Origin of the sequence: Nocardioides baculatus (genome assembly GCF_016735675.1) — a bacterium.
GTDB lineage: Bacteria > Actinomycetota > Actinomycetes > Propionibacteriales > Nocardioidaceae > Nocardioides > Nocardioides baculatus.
Genome location: NZ_JAERSG010000001.1, coordinates 394,666 through 415,062 on the forward strand (window position 1 = coordinate 394,666; position 20,397 = coordinate 415,062).

16 protein-coding genes and 1 tRNA gene are annotated in these 20,397 nt (G+C 72.6%); 6 read left to right on the top strand and 11 right to left on the bottom strand.

Features of this window, described 5'->3' with window-relative positions; all coding sequences use genetic code 11:
* Positions 1-16: 16 nt before the first annotated feature.
* From JI751_RS01965 to JI751_RS01990, 6 genes are all read right to left on the bottom strand, one after another.
* Positions 17-1,348 carry a S8 family serine peptidase gene (locus tag JI751_RS01965; RefSeq protein ID WP_201932761.1) on the bottom strand — a complete coding sequence of 444 codons (1,332 nt, stop codon included), beginning with the start codon at positions 1,346-1,348 and terminating at the stop codon, positions 17-19.
* On the bottom strand, positions 1,348-2,778 hold the full coding sequence (locus JI751_RS01970) for a type VII secretion protein EccB (protein WP_201932764.1): 1,431 nt from the start codon (positions 2,776-2,778) through the stop codon (positions 1,348-1,350). The genes JI751_RS01965 and JI751_RS01970 overlap by 1 nt, the downstream gene beginning before the upstream one ends.
* 11 nt (positions 2,779-2,789) lie before the next feature.
* Complete coding sequence (gene eccD / locus JI751_RS01975) at positions 2,790-4,172, bottom strand: type VII secretion integral membrane protein EccD (protein WP_201932769.1); 1,383 nt, start codon at positions 4,170-4,172, stop codon at positions 2,790-2,792.
* A gap of 142 nt (positions 4,173-4,314) precedes the next feature.
* A complete protein-coding gene (locus tag JI751_RS01980) occupies positions 4,315-4,605 on the bottom strand; it encodes a WXG100 family type VII secretion target (protein ID WP_165354368.1) in 291 nt (96 codons plus the stop codon).
* A gap of 34 nt (positions 4,606-4,639) precedes the next feature.
* A complete protein-coding gene (locus JI751_RS01985) occupies positions 4,640-4,951 on the bottom strand; it encodes a WXG100 family type VII secretion target (protein ID WP_201932770.1) in 312 nt (103 codons plus the stop codon).
* 226 nt (positions 4,952-5,177) lie between these two features.
* Positions 5,178-6,569 (bottom strand): ubiquitin family protein, encoded by a 1,392-nt coding sequence (locus JI751_RS01990; RefSeq protein WP_201932771.1) that lies wholly within the window; start codon positions 6,567-6,569, stop codon positions 5,178-5,180.
* 129 nt (positions 6,570-6,698) lie between these two features.
* Here JI751_RS01990 and eccCa point away from each other — a divergent pair, with 129 nt between their 5' ends.
* Positions 6,699-10,703 carry a type VII secretion protein EccCa gene (gene eccCa, locus JI751_RS01995; protein WP_307813713.1) on the top strand — a complete coding sequence of 1,335 codons (4,005 nt, stop codon included), beginning with the start codon at positions 6,699-6,701 and terminating at the stop codon, positions 10,701-10,703.
* Between the two features lie 98 nt (positions 10,704-10,801).
* Here the strand turns inward: eccCa and JI751_RS02000 are convergent, their stop codons facing one another.
* Entirely contained in the window at positions 10,802-12,511 is a 1,710-nt protein-coding gene (locus JI751_RS02000; protein ID WP_201932772.1) for a helicase HerA-like domain-containing protein, read from the bottom strand.
* 170 nt (positions 12,512-12,681) lie between these two features.
* On the opposite strand from JI751_RS02000, the gene JI751_RS02005 reads away from it, so the two are divergent.
* Complete coding sequence (locus tag JI751_RS02005) at positions 12,682-12,978, top strand: type II toxin-antitoxin system VapB family antitoxin (RefSeq protein ID WP_201932774.1); 297 nt, start codon at positions 12,682-12,684, stop codon at positions 12,976-12,978.
* Entirely contained in the window at positions 12,975-13,478 is a 504-nt protein-coding gene (locus JI751_RS02010; RefSeq protein WP_201932778.1) for a LytR C-terminal domain-containing protein, read from the top strand. Before JI751_RS02005 ends, JI751_RS02010 begins: the two co-directional genes overlap by 4 nt.
* Before the next feature lie 3 nt (positions 13,479-13,481).
* Here JI751_RS02010 and JI751_RS02015 read toward each other — a convergent pair whose 3' ends face one another.
* Complete coding sequence (locus JI751_RS02015; RefSeq protein WP_201932780.1) at positions 13,482-14,999, bottom strand: potassium/proton antiporter; 1,518 nt, start codon at positions 14,997-14,999, stop codon at positions 13,482-13,484.
* Between the two features lie 175 nt (positions 15,000-15,174).
* Between JI751_RS02015 and JI751_RS02020 the strand changes: the two genes are divergently transcribed.
* From JI751_RS02020 to JI751_RS02030, 3 genes are read left to right on the top strand one after another with little or no spacing between them, the layout of a single operon-like run.
* Positions 15,175-15,588 (top strand): hypothetical protein, encoded by a 414-nt coding sequence (locus JI751_RS02020; protein WP_201932782.1) that lies wholly within the window; start codon positions 15,175-15,177, stop codon positions 15,586-15,588.
* A gap of 4 nt (positions 15,589-15,592) precedes the next feature.
* On the top strand, positions 15,593-16,537 hold the full coding sequence (locus JI751_RS02025; protein ID WP_201932784.1) for a hypothetical protein: 945 nt from the start codon (positions 15,593-15,595) through the stop codon (positions 16,535-16,537).
* A complete protein-coding gene (locus tag JI751_RS02030) occupies positions 16,534-17,868 on the top strand; it encodes a hypothetical protein (RefSeq protein ID WP_201932785.1) in 1,335 nt (444 codons plus the stop codon). Before JI751_RS02025 ends, JI751_RS02030 begins: the two co-directional genes overlap by 4 nt.
* Positions 17,869-17,885: 17 nt before the next feature.
* Here JI751_RS02030 and JI751_RS02035 read toward each other — a convergent pair whose 3' ends face one another.
* The 3 genes from JI751_RS02035 to JI751_RS02045 all read right to left on the bottom strand — a co-directional run bounded on the left by JI751_RS02035 (position 17,886) and on the right by JI751_RS02045 (position 20,345).
* Positions 17,886-19,253 carry a VWA domain-containing protein gene (locus JI751_RS02035; RefSeq protein WP_201932787.1) on the bottom strand — a complete coding sequence of 456 codons (1,368 nt, stop codon included), beginning with the start codon at positions 19,251-19,253 and terminating at the stop codon, positions 17,886-17,888.
* Complete coding sequence (locus tag JI751_RS02040) at positions 19,250-20,119, bottom strand: AAA family ATPase (RefSeq protein WP_201932789.1); 870 nt, start codon at positions 20,117-20,119, stop codon at positions 19,250-19,252. The genes JI751_RS02035 and JI751_RS02040 overlap by 4 nt, the downstream gene beginning before the upstream one ends.
* 141 nt (positions 20,120-20,260) lie before the next feature.
* Positions 20,261-20,345, bottom strand: a tRNA-Ser gene (locus JI751_RS02045).
* Positions 20,346-20,397 lie beyond the last annotated feature (52 nt).

The window sequence follows — 20,397 nt, forward strand, 5'->3', positions numbered from 1 at the left end:
GTCGTGGCCCGTTCGGTCAGCGACGCACCAAGGGACGCAGCATGAAGGCGAGCGCGAGCAGCGCCCCGGCGACGAGACCCGACCACAGCAGGATCGCGCGCGGAGTGCTGAAGAGGTCGACCCGCTGCGGCGCCGGTGGCGCCTGCGCGTCGGCCCGGGTCTCGCGCAGGGTCGTCTCGACCTTGCCCTGCCGACCGGGCTTCAGCTGGCGGGTCAGCGCGTCGTGCGCCTGGACCACGCCGGCCCCGATCCACGGGTCGCGCGCCACGGTGCCGTCCTCGGACTCCTCTGACTCCTCGGACGGCGGTACGCCGCCGCTCTCGGTCGTGGCCTCCAGCCGGGCGACCAGCTGGCGGGGCGTCTCGCGCGGGAAGCGCTCGCTCAGCAGGGCGAGGATGCCGCTGACCTCGGCCGCGGCCCACGACGTGGCGACCTGCGGGACGACGCACACCTGACCGGTGGCGTTGACCGAGATCGCACCCAGGGTCGGGGCGGCGACGTCGGTGTCGGTGTTGGGTTTGACGTACTGGCTCGGGTCGCCGCCGTCGGGCGGGGTCGCGCTGACCGCCACCACCCCGGGGTAGTCGGCGGGGAACACGTCGGCGTTGTTGCCGGGCGTGCCCTTGAAGTCGTCCTCGGAGGCGGCGTCACCCTCCTCGCGGTTGCCGGACGACGCCACGACGACGAGGTCCTGCGCGACGAGACGGGCCACGGCCGCCTCGAGCGCGGGGTCGTTGGCGGTGACGGCGAGCGAGATGTTGACGACGTCGAAGCGCTCGCGCCGGTTGGCGGCGATCACGTCCTCGATCGCGGCGACCATCCCCGCGGAGGTGAGCGGCACCTCGCCCTGCGTCGTGTCGGCACCCTCGACGTCGAAGACCTTCACGTCGAAGACCTGCGCGTCGCGCGCGACCCCGTGCGGACCGGCGATCAGGTTGGCGACGATCGTGCCGTGCCCGGAGAGCCGGGTGTTGGGGTTGACGCCGGCGACCGCGAGGCCGCCGTAGGGGATCACCGCGCCCTCGCCGCCCACGATGCCGCTGTCGATCACGGCGACCTTCACGCCCTTGCCGGTGGCGAGCTCCTGGGCCCGCTCCACGTGCATCCGGTCGAAGGCGGGGTTGACCTTCTCGTGCGTGTCGGCCAGGCGCTCGGAGCCCGGCACCTCCGACTCCGCGCACGGGGCGTCGTGGTCGGCGTTCGCCGGGCCCGCCCACACCGGGACGACCGCGGCGGCGAGGATCCCGGCCGCGAGGACCAGACGACCGCCCGGTCGGCGGGTCCGGGGTCCCCGCGGCGTTGTCCGGGGGAGCGCAGCGGAGGAGGAGGCCGTCGTGGGGTGGAGCATCAACCTGCGTCTGCTTCCGAGTCGGCCGGCGGCGCGTCCTCCGGCACCCGGCGCGCGCTGTTGGTCGTCAGGGGCACACCGGTGTCGAAGAACTGCATCCACGTGCTCGGGACCAGCGGCGGCGTGACGTCCTCGTAGCCGATGTAGGTCGGCACGAGGGGCCCCAGGAGGTACTTCTCGCCCTTGGTGTCGATGACGTAGGGCGTACCGCCGGTGGCCGCGTCGTCGGAGCCGGAGAGGACGTAGGCCCCGGCGCTCGGCTCGACGTCGACGTCGTGGCGGCCCGGGCTGATCGGGTCGTCACCGGCGGGGTCCGCGGCACCGGTCGGGTTGGTGGCCAGGCTGACCCGCGCGGCGGTCGCCGGGCCGGGGTGCAGCTCGGCGCACATGGCCCCCGACGTCACCGCCGTCGGCAGGCTGGTGGGCCACTCGGCGGGGACCGTGGTGTCGTCGAACTTCGCGTTGAGGTCGTTGGGGACCTCGACGGCCTGCCGGCCGACGATGCCGTAGACCATCGCGGCGAAGGGCGAGAGCTGCTGCGGCGCGTCGTCGCCGAGCAGGTAGTAGCGACCGGACGCCGCGGAGATCAGGAGGTCGCCGATCACGAACTGGGAGAGGTCGGTGCGGGTGTCGCCGTAGCCCACTGCCTGGCCGGCACGGGTGATCCCGAAGGACTCCTTCTCCAGGTCCGTGCCGGACGCGGTCGGGAAGAGGTTGAGCCACTCCTCGTCGACCTCGACCGGCGTGGCGCCGAACTGCAGCTGGTTGCCGACCGTCGAGGCGGAGATCTCGTCGTCGGGCATCGCGAAGCGCCAGGCCCGGCCCTCCTGGTCGCCGACGGGCGGCGCGGTGGCGATGAGCCACTGCTTGCCCTCGCTCGCGACGAGGAACGCCGACCCGGTGAGGTCCTGGACCGCCGGGGTCTCCTGGACCGCCAGCTTGATGCCGAGGCCGTCACCGGTGCAGGCAGTCCAGCCGTCGTCGACCAGCTCGCTCGCGCTGGGCAGGCCGGCGGGAGCGCCCTCGATCCCGAGGTCCTCCCCGAGCGCGACGGTGCGGATGTACTTGTCGCGGACGGTGAACGGGGTGAGCTCGGCGTCGCCCAGCAGCAGCTGGGCGGAGACGTAGTTGGGCACCCGCTGGAGCAGAGGGCTGGGCTCGCCCTGCATGACGACGTACTGCTCGCCGGTGTCCTTGGAGATGATGAAGCTGCCCTGCGCGAGCCACTGCGCGGGCGGACGACCCAGCAGGAAGCCGGCGATCGCGGCGCCGGCGAGCAGCAGCACCGACAGGGCGATGCCGCCGATCAGCACCCGGCCGGGACGCACCGGCTCGACCTCACGGCCGCCGGGGGCGCCGGACACGAACGCCGTGACCAGCCGCCGCCGGCTGAACGCGTGGGCCTCGACGAGGTCCTTCTTGGTGGCCACCCGTCAGCTCCTCAGCCCGCCACCGCGGACACGAAGCCGGCCGCCAGCACCATCAGCGGCAGCAGGGCGATGAGCGTCATCGTCTCGACGACGTCGCCCATCCGACCGCGGCGTACGGAGGCGGAGGCGGGCACGAGCGTGAGGGCGAGCAGCACCGCGCCGACCGCGGCGAGACCGATCGCGGCGCCGGCGCGCCACCCGTCGTGGATGAGCAGCATCGAGACCGCCACGGACACCAGCCCGAGGATCCCGGAGGTGAGGCCGGCCAGCACCTCCGCGCCGGTGCGGTACTGCCGGGTGCGGAACATGACGGCGAGGCAGCACACCGCCGCGAGGACCGTGCCGTAGACGCCCCGGTCGACGGCGAAGGGGGCCAGGAGGACGAGGAGCGTGCCGACGGTGGCGGACACCGCGAGCAGGATCTCGTGACCCACGCGGGCGTCGTCGGCCACCTCGTCGGGGTCGATCTCCTCGGGGTCTGCGGTGATGTCGTGCAGCGAGTAGAGCTGGTCGACGCTCGTGCCGGTGACGCCCAGCGCGAGCCAGGGGAAGATGCTGCCGGCCAGCACCACCAGCGTCATCAGCACGGTGAAGACCGAGCCCGGCTCCCACGAGGCGACCCGGATCAGCACCGAGCTGGCAACGAGCACGGCGCCGACGACGATGGCGGGGATCACCAGCGGACGGCCGTCCTGGAGGCCGACGACCGCGACGAGCCCGACGGCGAGGACGCCGAGGCCGGCGAAGAGCAGCGGGTCGGTGAAGAAGGCGTCGTCGAGCGGCCAGCTCCATGCCGGGAGGTCGCCGGGCGCGAGCAGCAGGCCCGCCACCCCGGCGTACAGGGCTGCGAGCAGGGACACCGCGACGCCCGCCTCGGGCTCCTGCTGCGCGCGGGCGAGGACGATCCCGCCGACGACGAGGAGCGCGGCGATCACCGCGGCGGCGACGCCGCCGAGCAGGCTCTCGCCCTGGAGCAGGAGGGCCAGCGCGCCGAGGCCGAGCAGGACGCTGCCCGCCCCGAGTGCCGTACGACGTCCGGCGGCCGGCTCCCATGGCCGCAGCTCGTTCTCCACGACGTCGGCCATCGCCTCGACCACGTCGTCGTACACACGGGGCGCCTTGTCGTCGACGCCGGCGGTGACGGTCAGCAGGCCGCCGTCCTCGATGCCCTGCATCGTGAGGCCGGCGTTGTCGGCGAGCAGCCGACCCTCCTGCGTCACCAGGCGGTAGCCGCCGTAGACGGTGGAGGCGTCGAGGAGGCCGACCGAGCGGGCCAGCTCGGGCACCAGCTCGGCGACCGGGATCGAACCCGGCAGCACGAGGTCGACGCGACGTGAACCCGAGGCGATCGTGACCCGGACCAGGCCCGAGGCGACCGAGGACCCCTGACTCATATGACGCTTCCCCCTGATGAGCGTGTCCCGGCCGGGGGCCGGGATTCCGAACGGGGAGCAGCCTAGGCGAAGACCGTCCCGCAAATGGCCCGAGGCCGGTCATCCCCGCAGGGACGACCGGCCTCGGTCGAGCAGTGGACGCTCAGAAGCGGTTGGCACCGCGAGCGTCGGCCGCCTTGTACTCGGCGTTGGACGAGTCCACGCCCTGGCTGGCCTGCTGCAGCAGGAGGGTCATCTCCTGCATGGCCTGGTCCCACTTGGCCTTGGCCTGGTCGTAGGCCATCTTGGCGTTACCGTTCCAGTCCGAGCGCAGCGGGTTGAGCTCGCTCTCGAGCTGGTCGAGGCGGGCCTCGATGTCCTTGGCCGCCTTCATGACGTCGGCGGCACCGGCGTCGAGGTGGCCGTGCTGAACCTTGATTCCGTCGAAGCTCATCATCGATCTCCTAAGTCTGTGTGGGGACTCGGCGTCAGCCGAGGCGGCCCTGGAGGTTGGCGTGGGTGGCGGACTGGTTCTCGTCGGTCGAGACGTTGTCGCGCTCGGTCTCCTTCATCGACGCGGAGAGCTGGTCCAGCGCCTTGAGGATGGTCTCCTGCTTCTGGTCCCACGAGATCATCAGGTTGTTGAACGCGGTCGCACCCTGGCCACCCCATCCGGACATCAGGGTCTGGATCTGGCCCGAGAGGACGCCGCACTTCTGCTTGACGTCAGCGCGGGCCTGGTCGACGTGGTCGGCGCCCTTGGAGAGGGCCTTCTCTGTCTGGCCGTACATGTCGCTCATGGAAGTTTCCTTCTCCCCCGGCGGTCTGACCGTCCGAGTGTCTGGTGTGTGGTGGTGACCCACCGTCTTGGTGTTGATCTGATGCTCAGGGAGACGTCCCGACCCCCTGCGCTGACGTGCATCTACCCGACCGCATCGGGGCTAAACATGAATCCACCGAACGTCGTCGAAAGCGCCCGCACGGCGGCGCGTAGCCGAGAAGGTCTCGGTGGATTCATGCTGCGCATCAGGACGTGATCTCCCACAACCTGCGGAAGACGCCGGCTGCGACGACCGCCGCGGCGAAGGCGAAGCTGCCGCACAGCGACTCCGCGACCTCGGCCCGGCGCGACCACCAGACCGATCGCCAGCCGCGTCCGGTCGCGACCGCGGCCGCGAGGGCGACGACGCCGAGACCGACGGCGACGTAGAAGAAGGTGTCGAGGTGCCCGGCGCCGGGGCCGGCCACGAGGTGCTCGGCCAGCGCGGCGAGGGCGCCGAGGCCGGCCAGCCGGAGGAAGGCCCGGGCCGCGGCGTGCCGGTAGGACCGGGCGGCGAGCAGCAGGGACAGGCCCGCGAAGAGGACGAGGCAGCGGGCGCCGATGCGGTCGAGGTCGATGGTGGCGCTGTGCAGCAGGAGCGGGCTCGCCGTGACGGTGACGACCAGGATCGCCACGCTCGCACCGGTGACGATGCGCGAGGCCCGGTGGACGAGCCGCTCCATCGCGTCCGAGCTGACCACGATGCGACCGCGTCGGCTCTTGCGCTGGGTGTCGCGTGCCGACCAGGCGGTGACCGCGAGGCGGTCGAGGTCGAGGAGCGCCTCGTCGGGCACGTCGATGGCGAGCGACGGCGCGAAGCGCGCGGCCATCATCGCCAGGAAGACGAGGAGGGTCCACGAGACCCGGGCGTCCCAGCCGAGCATCGCCGGGACGGCGCAGCACGCGAAGACCACCAGCCCGCTGACGATCCACACGACGCTCGTCTCGTCGCTGTGCGCCGCGAGCGCACGGCCGATCCCGGCGACGACCGCGGCGGCGATCCCGGCGGCGCCCAGGATGGCCGGCAGCAGGTGGACGCCCGGCTCGTAGAGGGCCGCGAAGGCGGCGGCCGCGGCGAACGCCGGAGCCGCTGCGCTTCGCTGGCGGCGGTGTCGGCCGACCGGGAGCACCCCGACCAGCGCGCAGGCGAGCAGGATCCCGACCGTCACGGTGCGGAAGGTCTCCTCGCCCGCGCGGCCGGCGTACCACGCCGCGAGCGCCGCGGCGGCCGACGCGACGGTCGCGATCATCGAGGCGAGCGCGGGGCTCTCGGGGGCGTTCTTGGCGGCGTCGAGCAGGTTCGTCTTCCTCGGCCGGTGCACGCCGCTCGTGGCGACGAGCACGTCGCCGGGCTGGACGCCGGCCTCGCCGAGCGACACGGCCGCGTTGAGCCGCTCGCCCAGTGCGGTCTGCAGGAGCGGGACGCCCGGCACGGAGCCGGCGTGGGCCCCCGACTCGCTCGCCTGCTTGGCGTACTCGCGGGCGACGTCGACCGCCGTCGCGCCGGACGGGACGACCAGGTCGAGCACCCCGGCCGGGCCGTGGATGCTGAGGGCGATGGTCGCGTCGGCGGAGCCGGGCACCACGACGTCCGACACGATTCCCCCTTCGCGTGGATCCAACAGGTTCTCCGCTGGAGAGTAGGCCATGCCCTTGGTCGCAGTCGCGACGCCGGAGGGAGCACCTATCATCGGGGCGACTTCATCGGGTGAGGCAACGGGGGACGCGTGAGCACGACACTGCGAGGCGGACAACGGCTCGACGAGCCGGAGATGCCGGGCGGGCAGATCGTCCTGCAACCGCCGCCGGAGCTCCAGGAGGGCGAGGGCGCCAGCGGCGTGCTGATGAACGCCATCCCGATGCTCGGCAGCCTCGGCTCGATCGTGCTCGTCGCGACGATGGGCGGCGGCGCCAACCGGGGCCGCAGCTTCCTGGCCGCGGGCATGTTCCTCTTCGCCACCCTCGGCTTCATCGTCGTCCAGATCGACCGGCAGCGGAAGCAGCGCGCGCAGCAGGTCACCGGGTCGCGCACCGAGTACCTCCGCTACCTCAGCAACATCCGCAAGGTCGCGCGCGAGGCCGCCGACCAGCAGCGCCGTGCCCTCAACTGGCACCACCCGGAGCCGTCGGCGCTGCCGTCGCTCGCCGAGGACCGCACCCGGCTGTGGGAGCACAGCGGCACCGACGACAACTTCCTCCACGTGCGCTACGGCCTGTGCGCGCAGCCGCTCTCGCTCGAGCTGGTACCGCCGGAGAGCGCGCCCGTCGACCAGGTCGACCCGGCCGCCGCCTCCGCCCTGCACCGGCTGCTCGTCGTGCACCGGCTCCAGCCCAACCTGCCGGCGTCGATCGACCTGCGCGCGTTCGACCGCATCGAGCTGTGCGGCGAGGCCGACGAGGCCCGCTCGACGGCCCGGGCGATGATCTGCTCGGCCACCGCCTTCCAGAACCCCGACCAGCTGATCGTCGCGGTGCTCAGCTCGGAGGCCAACCTCACCCACTGGGACTGGGTGAAGTGGCTCCCGCACGCCCAGAGCACCCGCGAGGCCGACGCGGTCGGTCCGATGCGACTGGTCTCGACCTCGCTCGACGACCTCGGCAACCTGCTGCCGCCCGACCTCAGCGACCGGCCGCGCTTCGGCGCCGACGAGCGCGCGGCGACCCCGCACATCCTGCTCGTCATCGACGGCGGGCACCTGCCGCCCGGCAACCACATCGTGCCGCCCGACGGCCTGCACGGCGTCACCCTGCTCGACCTGCCGGCCCGGTGGGACGAGCTGGAGGACTCGACGCGGCTGCGGCTGGAGTTCGCGGGCGGTCCCGACGAGCTCGGCAAGCGGCCGGTGCGCGCGCTGCGGCTGCGCGGCGAGCCGATCAAGGCCCTCGCCGACCAGTGCGACCTCGCGACCGCGGAGGCCTTCGCCCGCCGCATCGCGCCGCTCAAGACGGCGAGCGCCGAGTCCGCCTCGGCCGGCGGCGCGGTCGACATCACCTCGACGACGCCCGACCACATGGACCTGCTCGGCCTCGGCGACATCTTCGCCTACGACCCCGCGACCGCCTGGCGCCCGCGGCCCGTCCGCGACCGGCTGCGCGTGCCCATCGGCATCGGCGACTCCGGCGGCCTGATCCACCTCGACATCAAGGAGTCCGCCCAGCAGGGCATGGGCCCCCACGGCCTGGTGATCGGCGCGACCGGATCCGGCAAGTCGGAGTTCCTCCGCACGCTGGTGCTCGGCCTCGTGATGACCCACTCGTCGGAGCAGCTCAACCTCGTGCTCGTCGACTTCAAGGGTGGTGCGACCTTCGCCGGCATGGCGGACATGCCGCACGTCTCGGCCGTCATCACCAACCTCGCCAACGAGCTCACCCTCGTCGACCGCATGCAGGACGCCCTGTCCGGCGAGATGACGCGTCGCCAGGAGCTGCTGCGCGACGCCGGCAACTACGCCTCGGTCCGCGACTACGAGAAGGCCCGCGCCAACGGCGAGCCGCTCGAGCCGATGCCGTCGCTGTTCATCGTCGTCGACGAGTTCTCCGAGATGCTCTCGGCCAAGCCGGAGTTCATCGACCTGTTCGTCGCCATCGGCCGCCTCGGCCGCTCGCTCGGGCTCCACCTGCTGCTCGCCTCGCAGCGGCTCGAGGAGGGCCGGCTCCGCGGCCTGGAGTCCCACCTCTCCTACCGGGTCGGCCTCCGCACCTTCTCCGCCGGCGAGTCCCGGGCGGTCCTCGGCGTCCCGGACGCCTACGAGCTCCCCGCCGTCCCGGGTCTCGGCTACCTCAAGCCCGATCAGTCCACGCTGCTCCGGTTCAAGGCGGCGTACGTCTCCGGGCCGCCGTCGAGCCGCGCGCGGGTCACCCGCGACGAGGGCGGCGGCATCCGCGGCATCCTGCCCTTCACGATCTCGGAGGTGCAGGCCCTCGAGCCGACGCCCGACGAGAGCGCGGACGTGGTCGCGCCGCAGCCGCAGCAGCAGGGCGAGCAGCCCTCGCTGCTCGACGTCGCCGTCACCCGGATGATCGGCAAGGGCCCCGAGGCGCACCAGGTCTGGCTGCCGCCGCTCGACGTGCCCGACACGCTCGACGACCTGATGCCCGACCTCGCGCCGCACCCCGAGCACGGCCTGACCTCCCAGCAGTGGCGCAACGTCCCCGGCCTCGTGATCCCGCTCGGCACGGTGGACCGTCCGCGCGAGCAGCGCCGCGACACGATGACGCTCAACCTCACCGGCGCGGCCGGCCACGTCGCCGTCGTCGGCGGCCCGCGGTCCGGCAAGAGCACGCTGCTGCGCAGCATCGTGACGAGCATGGCGCTGGTGACGACGCCGCTGGAGTCGCAGTTCTTCGTGCTCGACTTCGGTGGTGGCGCGTTCGCGCCGATGACCCGGCTGCCGCACGTCTCCGGTGTCGCGACCCGCTCCGAGCCCGACGTCGTACGCCGTGTCATGGCGGAGGTCGAGGGCATCGTCGACCGGCGCGAGGCCTACTTCCGCGAGAACGGCATCGACTCGATCGAGACCTATCGCTCGCGTCGCGCGCAGGGCCGTGCCGACGACGGCTGGGGCGACGTCTTCCTCGTCATCGACGGGTGGAGCACGCTGCGTGCCGAGTTCGACGACCTCGAGATGGAGATCCAGCAGCTCGCCGCGCGCGGTCTGACGTTCGGCCTCCACATCGTCACGGCGTCGACCCGCTGGGCCGACTACCGCGCGGCGATGCGCGACGTCTTCGGCTCCAAGCTCGAGCTGCGCCTCGGTGACCCGCTCGACTCCGAGGTCGACCGCAAGGTCGCCGCGCTGGTCCCGGCCGGCCGCCCGGGTCGCGGTCTCGTGCCGTCCAAGCTGCACTTCCTCGGCGCCCTCCCGCGCATCGACGGCGACGGCAGCAGCGAGACGCTCGGCGACGGCGTCGACGACCTGATCGACAAGATGATCGCGGCCTGGCACGGCCCGGAGGGCCCCAAGCTCCGGCTGCTGCCCGGCAAGGTCACCCTCGAGGCGGTCCGCGAGGACGCCGTGCGCCGCATGGTCCCCGAGCGCCAGATCCTCCTCGGCATCAACGAGAAGGAGCTCGCGCCGATCGGCCTCGACGTCGACGCCGAGCCGCACATGCTCATCTTCGGCGACGGGCAGTCGGGCAAGAGCGCCCTGCTGCGCGCCTACGTCCACGAGATCATGCGCACCCGCACGGCGAAGGAGGCGCAGATCGTCCTCGTCGACTACCGCCGCTCGCTGCTCGGCGAGGTGCCCGACGAGTACCTCCTCAACTACCTCACCTCCGCCACCCAGGCGACGCCGACGCTGAAGGACATCGCGACCTACCTCGAGGGCCGCATCCCCGGCCCCGACGTGACGCCCGACCAGCTGCGGAGCCGCTCGTGGTGGACCGGCGCGGAGGTCTACGTCGTCGTCGACGACTACGACCTCGTCGCCACCGCCCAGTCCTCACCGGTCTCGTCGCTGCAGCCGCTCATGGCGCAGGCCCGCGACGTCGGCCTGCACGTCGTCGTGGCACGCCGTACGGGCGGTGCGTCCCGCGCGCTCTACGAGCCGGTCATCCAGTCGCTGCGCGACCTCGCGATGCCGGGCGTGATGCTCTCGGGTCCGCGGGACGAGGGCGTGCTGATCGGCAACATCCGCCCGCAGCCCGCACCCGAGGGCCGGGCTCGTGTCGTCACCCGCGACGGCGGCACCCAGACCGCCCAGCTGGCCTGGCTCGACCCGACCATGTGAGCCGCTTCGGGTGGACTTGGCACCCGAGCTCCACGGTTGTCGGCCGAGATCTGGGCCGACAACCGTGGGAGTCACCGGACATCCGGTGACTCCAGCCGTCAGCGGCGACCGGAGTTGAACATCCCCCGGGCGATCTCGCGGGCGGCGGTGCGCATGAAGTCCTTGAACGCCGTCGACTTCACGACGCTCTCCACCATCGAGTCCTTCGGCTTCTCGGCCTTCTTCGCCTTCTCCGTGACCCGTTCGTTCTTCTGCTCGCGGGCCATCTCCTTGACCCGGGCGTCCTCGGCAGCCTTGCGGGCGCCCTCCTCGAGCTTCTTGGCGAGCAGCTCGCGGGCGGACTCGCGGTCGATGCCCTCGGCGTACTTCGAGGCGAGCGGGGAGGCCTTCACCGTCGCCTCCATCGCCGACGTCTCGGCCGCGTCCATCAGCGACTCGGGCGCACGGAGGCGGGTCCAGGCGACGGGGGTCGGGGCGCCGCGCTCGTTCATCACGGTGACCACGGCCTCGCCGATCCCGAGCGACGTGATGACCTCGCCGAGGTCGTCGTACGCACTGTTCGGGTAGGTGTTCACGGTCGCCTTGAGCGCCTTGGCGTCGTTGGGCGTGTGCGCGCGGAGCTGGTGCTGCACGCGCGAGCCGAGCTGGGCGAGCACGTCGTCCGGTACGTCGGTCGGCGACTGGGTCACGAAGAAGACACCGACCCCCTTCGAGCGGATCAGCCGCACGGTCTGGGCGATCTGGTCGAGGAACGCGTCGGAGGCGTCGTTGAAGAGCAGGTGCGCCTCGTCGAAGAAGAAGACCAGCTTGGGCTTGTCGAGGTCGCCCTCCTCCGGCAGGTCGTGGAACAGGTCGGCGAGCAGCCACATCAGGAAGGTCGAGAAGATCGCCGGACGGTCCTGGAGGTTGGGCAGCTCGAGCAGGCTGATCACCCCGCGGCCGTCGTCGGTCGTGCGGAGGAAGTCCTTGGTCTCGAACTCGGGCTCGCCGAAGAAGACGCCGGCCCCCTGGGCCTCGAAGGACACCAGCTCGCGCAGGATCACGCCGGCTGTCTGCGGCGAGAGCCCGCCGATGGACTTGAGCTCGGCCTTCCCGGCCTCGTCGCCGGTGAGGTACTGCAGCACCGCGCGCAGGTCGGCGAGGTCGAGCAGCGGCAGGCCGGACTTGTCGCAGTAGTAGAAGACCAGGCCGAGCGAGGACTCCTGCGTCTCGTTGAGGCCGAGCACCTTCGCGAGCAGGGTCGGGCCGAACGCGGTCATCGTGACCCGCACCGGGACGCCGATGCCCTGGCCGCCGATCGCGTAGAACTCCGTCGGGAAGCCGGTCGCCGTCCACGTCTGGCCGACGCTGGCCGTACGTGCGGTGAGCTTGTCGCTGGGCTCGCCCGCGACGCTGAGGCCGGACAGGTCGCCCTTGATGTCGGCCGCGAACACCGGTACGCCGTTGGCGCTGAGCTGCTCGGCCAGCAGCTGGAGGGTCTTGGTCTTGCCGGTGCCGGTCGCGCCGGCGACGAGGCCGTGGCGGTTGAGCATCCCCAGCGGGATCTTGATGTGCACGTCGCTCAGCTCGTCGGCGTTGAGCATCAGCCCGCCGAGCTCGAGCGCCGGCCCCTCGAACCGGTAGCCCGGCGCGACGGCCGCGGAGATCGGGTCGGTCGGAGCCGGAGGCTCCGGCGGTGCGCTGGGCTCGGTGACCGCCTCGCCGGCCGCGGCGTCGGCGGGAGTGGGCTCGACGGCTGATGCGTCCGCGGGCGCGGCCTCCGTCGGCGTCGGCTCTGGCACTGGCGTCGTCCCCGGGGTCTCGCTCATGTCCGGAGCGTAGCCGCGAGCGACGCAGTCGCGCGCGGTGCAGCGAAGGAGGTCGAGTGACCCGCGACCGAGGCACGAGGTCGCGTCAGGTCGTATCGAGACATAGCCCCTCGTCACGGCGGAAGGCGACGACGAGGGGGGCGCGCGGTGCCGTCGTTATGATCACCGGCGTGATCTTCAAGCGGGTGGGCGTCGGCCGGCCCTACCCCGACCACGGGCTGACCTCGCGCACCTGGGCCGACCTGCCCCCGCGCCAGGTCCGGCTCGACGAGCTGGTGACCACCAAGGACACCCTCCAGCTCGACACCCTGCTCGACGAGGACTCCACGTTCTACGGCGACCTCTTCGCCCACGTCGTGCAGTGGAAGGGTGACCTCTACCTCGAGGACGGACTCCACCGTGCCCTCCGGGCCGCCCTCCAGCAGCGCAGCGTCCTCCATGCCCGGGTCCACAAGGCCGATCAATGACGGGCGCGCTCAAGTCGGCCCTGACCCTCGCCGTCCTCGCCGCGCTGGTGCTCGTCGCCGCCGTCTGGGGCTGGGCAGCGCTCACCGAGCCGTTGCCGAAGGAGGAGCCGGTCGCGATCTGCGAGCCCACGGACGTCGCCGCCGGCGGCGAGGTGCGCCGCGACCAGGTCGTGGTCAGCGTGTTCAACGGCAGCAAGCGCGCCGGGCTCGCCGGCTCCACCCTGGCCGAGCTGGCCGAGCGGGGCTTCGTCGAGGGTGACGTCGGCGACGCACCGCTGCCCGCGGCCACCACGCAGATCTGGTCCTCCGAGCCCACGAACCCCGCCGTGCTGCTGGTCCAGCAGCAGTTCAAGAAGGCCAAGATCGTCCCGGGCGACGCGATCGGCGCCGGGATCGTCGTGGTCGTCGGCGAGAAGTTCAAGACCCTCAGGAAGAAGCAGGTCGAGTCCGTGCTCGCCGAGGCGGACGCGACCTACTGCCGCGCGACCGGGTCCGAGTAAGTCCTACTCACGGTCGGTGCGGCGCGGGTCGCCGAGCCACTGCGCGAGCCGGCCGTTCTGCGACACCTGCCGCAGCCGGTCCTCGGTGGCCTCGCGCAGCTTGCGCGGCGTGACCACGAGGAGGTCGTCGCCCGAGCGCAGGACCGTACGCCGCTCGGGGACCAGTGAGCTGCCGCTGCGGATCACCAGCGAGACCGAGGCCCCCTGGGGCAGGCGCAGCTCGCCGACCTCGACGCCGTGCATCTTCGACGTCGGCGCGATCGTCACCTGGAGCAGGTCCGCGGCGACGCGGTCGAGGGGCGCGGCCTCGACGTCGAGCCCCCGCGGCTCGTTGCGGCGCGCGACGCGCAGCCGTCGGGCCACCCACGGCAGGGTCGGGCCGGTGAGGAGCGTGTAGACGACGACCATCACGAAGACGATGTCGAACAGGTCGTCGGCGCCGTCGACCCCCTCCGCGAGCGGGATGGTCGCCAGGACGATCGGCACCGCGCCACGCAGCCCGGCCCACGAGATGAAGCCGAGGTCGCGCAGCGCCATCGGCTGGGCGATGCTGCTGGCGAGCACCGACAGCGGTCGCGCCACGATCGTCAGGACGAGGCCGGTCACGAGCGCCTGCACCACGGTGGTGCCGTCGATCCGGCCGGGCGACAGCAGCAGGCCGAGCATCACGAAGAGCCCGATCTGGGCGAGCCAGGCGACACCCTCGGCGAACGACCTGGTCGCCACGCGGTGCGGCAGCTCGCTGTTGCCGAGGATCAGCGCGGCGACGTAGATCGCGGCGAAGCCCGAGGCGTGCACGAACGACGCGGCGCCGTACGCCGTGAACGCGATGCAGAGAACCGCGAGCGGGTAGAGGCCGGAGGACGGCAGCGCCGCCCGACGCATCACCCACGCACCCGCCACCCCGCACACCACGCCGATCAGGCCACCGGCGAGCAGCTCGAAGACGATGATGCCGGCGACCTCGAGGAGCCCGGACTCGGCGGCGGCGCCGGTCGAGATGATGCCGACGAGCACGACGGTCGGCGCGTCGTTGAGCCCCGACTCGGCCTCGAGCGCCCCGGTGAGCCGCTTGGGCAGCGGGAGCGCGCGGAGCACCGAGAACACGGCGGCCGCATCGGTCGGCGAGCAGATCGCGCCCAGCAGGATGGCGAGCTCCCACGGCAGACCGAGGAGGTAGTGGGTGCCGATGGCGACGACCGCCACCGACACGGCGACGCCGACCGTCGCGAGCGACAGCCCCAGGCGGATGCTCGAGCGCATCTGCCGCCACTCGGTGGTGAGACCACCTTCGGCGAGGATGATCGCGAGGGCGCCGAACCCCAGCGCGTGCGCGAGCTGGGCGTCGTCGAAGGGGATCGCGAAGGGTCCGCCCTCGCCGAGCAGCACGCCGATCAGGAGGTAGATGAGCAGCGACGGGAGCCCGGCTCCCGCCGAGACCCGCACCGCGAGGATCGCCGCAAGCGTCACGACCGCGCCGACCAGCACGAACACGTCGAGCTGGTGGACGTCGAATGTCATGCACACCTCGTGCGATCGGGCGGAGATCCGGGGTGGACGGGGGCGGCCAGAGGACTCGATCCTATCGGTGGCGCCGAGGTGTCCCGACCGTTGTCCGGTGCGGGAGGATGCGCTGCGCGGACGTTTGGGCCCGTGCTGCAGCGGGTAGGCGGCCACCGACGAAAGGGCGTGATCGATGTACGGCGACACTGCCGCGGGCCGCAAGCGCGTGGCCCAGCTGCGCGAGCAGGGCGGGGACGTACGCGCCCTCGCCGCCCGCCTCGTCTCGCAGGCCGAGGCCGTGCCGTGGCACGGCAAGGCCGCCGAGGCGATGCGCGAGCGCATCCGCGAGCGGGCGAGCCACCTGCGCGCCGCCGCCGCCCAGCACGACACCGCTGCCGAGTCGCTGGCCGCGCACCTCGCCGAGGTGGACCGGCTCAAGGAGGCCATCGACATCCGCTCCCGCAAGGCCGCGACACTGACCGAGGACGCCCGCACCCGGGCGAGCGAGGGCACGCCGGCCGACGACGCCGACGCGGTCCTCGTCGCCTTCGACCCTCCCCCCGCCGGACATCGCGACTGGCTGACCGTCGACCTCCCGGGACTCTGACATGGTGACCATCGACCTGACCACGCCGCCGGTCCCGCCGGCGAGCTTCCTCGACGGCATGGCCCGGCGCCTCGCGCTGACGCTGCCCGAGCTGCGCCTCGTCGCCGAGATGGCCGGTGGGGCGCCCCTCCCCTTCGACCTCCAGCCCGAGGGCTCATCCGGCCACGCGGGCGCCCTGTCCGGTCGCCTCGGGGCGAGCCGTGGGGCCACCGAGGACTCGGCCTACACCGACGCCCTCGGCACCCTCCACGACCCCGAGGACTCGATGCGCCGCCGCGGGCTCGTCACCGAAGAGGGCACCGACCCCGGCCTCCTCGGCGCGGTCGGCCTGCTGGCCACCCCCCGGCTCGCGCTCGACCTGGACGTGGCGGCCGGCGCCACCCAGGTGAAGGCCTGGCACCGCCAGTCCGGCGGCGCCGTCGCCAGCCTGTCCACGTGCGACGGCATCGTCTTCGAGATCGCGTGGTTCCCGGTCGACCAGTGGACCGTCGAGCTGGCCCGGGTGACGACCGTCCCCGAGGACCTTCCGCTCACCACCTCGCGCGTCCCCGCTCTCCTCGACGTGCCCTACGCGTTGGCCGACTCGGTCGGCGAGGCGGTCCGGTCCGCCCGCTCCGACCTCGTCCCGATCCTCATGTCACAGGCCACCGGCGAGGTCCGGGGCGACGGCGAGGTCCTCGGGGAGGCCGAGGCCACCGCCGCCCTGTCCGCCGTCCACTCCGAGAGCCGCGGCCGGCTCCGCATCCTCGCGGCCGAGGTCGCCGAGGGCGCCACCTCGTCGGTCGGCGTGGTCTCGTGGGTGCTCCTCAACGACGGCTGGCACTCGCTCACGCCTCGCCACGACGACGGCGCCCGGGTCTCCGTCGCGCTCGTCCGGCCCGACGACCTCGCCACCGAGCTCGCACCCGTGCTCGCTCAGGTCTCGACCCGAGAGGACGTGGCGCGATGAGCGGCCTGGACATCCCCCGCACGTCGTCCGACGACGCGACGCCGGCCACCGACTCGTCGGCGTCGGTCGCGGCCGACAAGTACGACCAGATGCTGGCGCTCGCCGACCTGTTCGACTCCTCGGGCAACGAGATGCGCACCCGCGCCCGCCTCGGCACCGAGGTCCTCGCCGACGACGAGGTCGTCGACTCGGGTGAGCTGTCGAAGGCCACCTGGGGCCAGGTCGAGGAAGACATCCGCGCCGCGATGACGGGCAAGCACGGACTGCTGACCCGCTCGGTCGAGCTGGACGCCGACGCGCTCGTCGTACGTGCCACGGTGCTGACCTACCGCTGGATCGACGAGCTCCAGCAGGCGGCCTACAAGACGCTCGGCTCCATCGCGGGCCGGGCCATCGGCTACCTCGCCCCCGAGGTCGCGCTCGGCGGTGCCATCGTCAGCGCCGGGCTGATCGAGACCGACGCGATGGACCGCGACGGCGTCGCGGCCTACCTGAGCGAGCTCGCCGACAACAACCCCGAGCTCATGGAGCACCTCTCCGGTGGTGGCGGCCTGCTCGACGGCCTCCACATGCGCTCGCTGCTCACGGCCGGCGTCCTGGCCTCCGACCAGGGCGCCCACGCGGCGCGCGGGGGCCTGCGCGCGATCGGCGTCGAGCCCTTCCCGACCGACGCAGTGTCCGCTTTCCGCGACTCGGCCGGCTCCTTCGTCGAGGCGGAGGAGCCCGAGGCCGAGGCCGAGGCCGGCACCGGCCAGCCGCCCCGCTCGCTCGAGGAGCTCATCGCCACCCTGCTCGCCGAGGACAGCAAGATCTCGGTGCAGCGCGTCGGCACCGGCCGCTACATCGCCTACCTGCCGGGCTCCCTCGGCGCGGAGGCCGGACGGCTGCGCCTCGTCGGCGCCGACCCGACCACGTCGGTCGGCCAGGTGATCCGGGCGATCGAGAGGGTCGTGACCGAGGACGACGCCCGCGTGATGCTGGTCGGCTCTGCGGCCGGTGGCACCGTCGCGGCGGAGATCGCCGCCGCGGCCGGCTCGCCGCGTTTCGTCGTCGACCAGGTCGTCACCGCCGGTGCGCCCTCGTCACAGGTGCCCCGGATCCCCGAGGCCACCCGCGTCCTCTCGCTGGAGGACCGCTCCGACCCGGTCGCCCTCCTCGGGTCGCTGATCAACGCCTCGACGCCCAACCGGCTCACGGTCGTCTTCGACGCCGGCACCTCCGCCGGCTCGGAGCTCTACGTCGCCGGCGCCAAGGCCGCCGACAGCGCGGAGCACCCCGAGCTGCGCGCCGAGATCGCCCGGATGCAGGACCTGGGCTACCTCGCCGGCTGAGCCGTCCCCGCCGTTGCTCAGACGATCTGGTGCACGAACTCCCCGAGCTGGGCGAGGTTGCGGCACTCGACCATCGGGACGACCTGGCCGTACTGCTCGGCCGCGCTGTCGCCGGTGCCCCAGTGGCGCGGGTGCTCGGGGTTGAGCCACCAGGAGTGGCGGGCGCGGCCGGCGAGGTCGGTCAGCACGGGCAGGGCGAGGTCGCTGTAGTTCGAGCGCGCGTCCCCGAGGACGAGCAGTGACGACCGGGGGCCGATGGCGTCGGCGTGCTCCTCGGCGAACCGGGTGAGCGCGCGACCGTAGTTGGTCCGCACCCACAGCGCGGCGTGCGAGATGCTCGCGGACAGCGACTCCATCACCTCCACGACGTCGGCACCCGGACGGAACGTGTCGCTCACCTCGACGACGTCGTCGACGAACGTGAACGCACGCACGCCGCTGAACGCCTCGCGCAGGGCGTACACGAGCAGCAGCGTGAACTGCGCGAAGTTCGCGACCGACCCGCTCACGTCGCACAGCACGACGAGGTCGGTGCGGTGCGGGCGGCGAGGTCGGTGGTGGGTGGTCAGCGGCACCCCGCCCGTGGCGATCGACGCGCGCACCGTGCGGCGTACGTCGAGGGGGCCGCGCCGCATCGCGTGCTGCTCCTTGGTGAGCCGGGCCGCGAGGCGGCGGGCCAGCGGGTAGATCTCGCGACGCATGTCCTCGAGGTCGCTGCGGCGGGCGGCGGTGAAGTCGAGCCGGTCGATCGTTGGGCGCACGGTGACGTCCACGACGTGCTCGGGCCCCTTCTCCTCGGCGATCCGGCGGCGGGCGTCGCCCTCGACGAGGCGGGTGAAGTCACCGATGCGCCGACCGGCCGTACGCTCCGCCCGCTCGTCGTCGAGCCCCGCGGCCAGCAGTCCCTGCACGAGCCGGTCCATCAGCTCGGCGGGCGAGACCCGCTGGAGCGAGGTGTAGGCCGACCAGCTCGACAGGCCCGGCCCCCGGCCGGGCATCGCACCGAACCGCGCGACCGCCTCGACTGCGAGGTCCTGCAACGCCTGCTCGTCGCCGGACGCCAGGGCCTCGGCCAGCGCCTCGCGGAACCGGGCCAGCTCGGGCCCGGTGTCCAGCGGTCCGTCGGGTGCCGGCCCCGCGTCCTCGCCGGCGACCCCGCTGCCGATGAGTCGCGGGTAGTAGATGTCGAAGACCGCGTCGAAGGTGACCCGCTGCGGGTGCCGCTTCACCAGCGTCGCCGCGTAGGCCGCCCGCACGGTCTCGCGGTCGTGCCAGCTCACCTTCTCGAGCGCGCTGATCGCGTCGAGCCCCTCGGCCAGCGACACCGACAGACCCGCCGAGCGCAGCGCCTCGACGAATCCGATGTGGGTGTCGAGCAGTGTCATCGAGGGAGCTTCAGCTCCTTCATCGCGCGCTGCTGGTCCGAGGCGTGCTTGAGCACGACCCCGAGCGTGCGCGCGACGGTCGCCTCGTCGAGGTCGCCGATCTGCAGCGCGATCAGCGTGCGCGCCCAGTCGACGGACTCCGCGATCGAGGGCGCCTTCTTGAGCTCGAGCTCGCGCAGGCGTACGACGACGTCGACGAGCTGCGCGGCGACCTTGTCGTCCAGCCCGGGCACCTGGCTGGTGACGATCGCCCGCTCGCGCTCGGCATCGGGGTAGTCGAGGTGCAGGAACAGGCAGCGACGCTTGACCGCCTCCGACAGCTCGCGGCTCGCGTTGGAGGTCAGCACGACGAACGGTCGCCGGGTCGCCGTCACCGTGCCCAGCTCGGGGATGGTCACCTGGAAGTCGCTCAGCACCTCGAGCAGCAGGCCCTCCACCTCGACGTCGGTCTTGTCGACCTCGTCGACGAGGAGCACGGTCGGCTCGTCGCGCCGGATCGCGCTCAGCAGCGGCCGGGTGAGCAGGAACTCCTCGGTGAAGATGTCGTCGTGGGTCTCGCTCCACGTGTCCTCACCACCACTGGCCTGGATCCGGAGCAGCTGCTTCTTGTAGTTCCACTCGTAGAGCGCGCGCGCCTCGTCGAGCCCCTCGTAGCACTGGAGCCGCACCAGCTCCGCGCCCGCCGCCCGCGCCACCGCCTTGGCCAGCTCGGTCTTGCCGACGCCTGCCGGACCCTCGACCAGCAGCGGCTTCTCGAGTGCGCCCGCGAGGTACGCCGTCAGTGCGGTGGCGTCGTCGGTGAGGTAGCCGGCCGCGCGCAGCCGCGCGGCCGCGTCGTCGGCGGACTCGAACCAGGTCGTCGTCACGCGGGCGAGCCTAGACCGCCGCCGTGACGCGGCTCGGCTCAGCTCTTCTGGCAACGCGGTTGGTGGCGCGGGCGCTCGCTGCGCTCACGCTCTTCCGTGAAAGACGTCTCTGCTGAGGCCACCGCTCCGCGATGGCCTCAGCAGAGAGGGCGGGATTCGAACCCGCGGTAGGTCTCCCTACGACCGCTTTCAAGGCGGTTCCGATCGGCCGCTCCGGCACCTCTCCTCGTGCCGCGCAGAGGCGCCGCACACCGCGGAACTCTACCGTGGGAAAATCT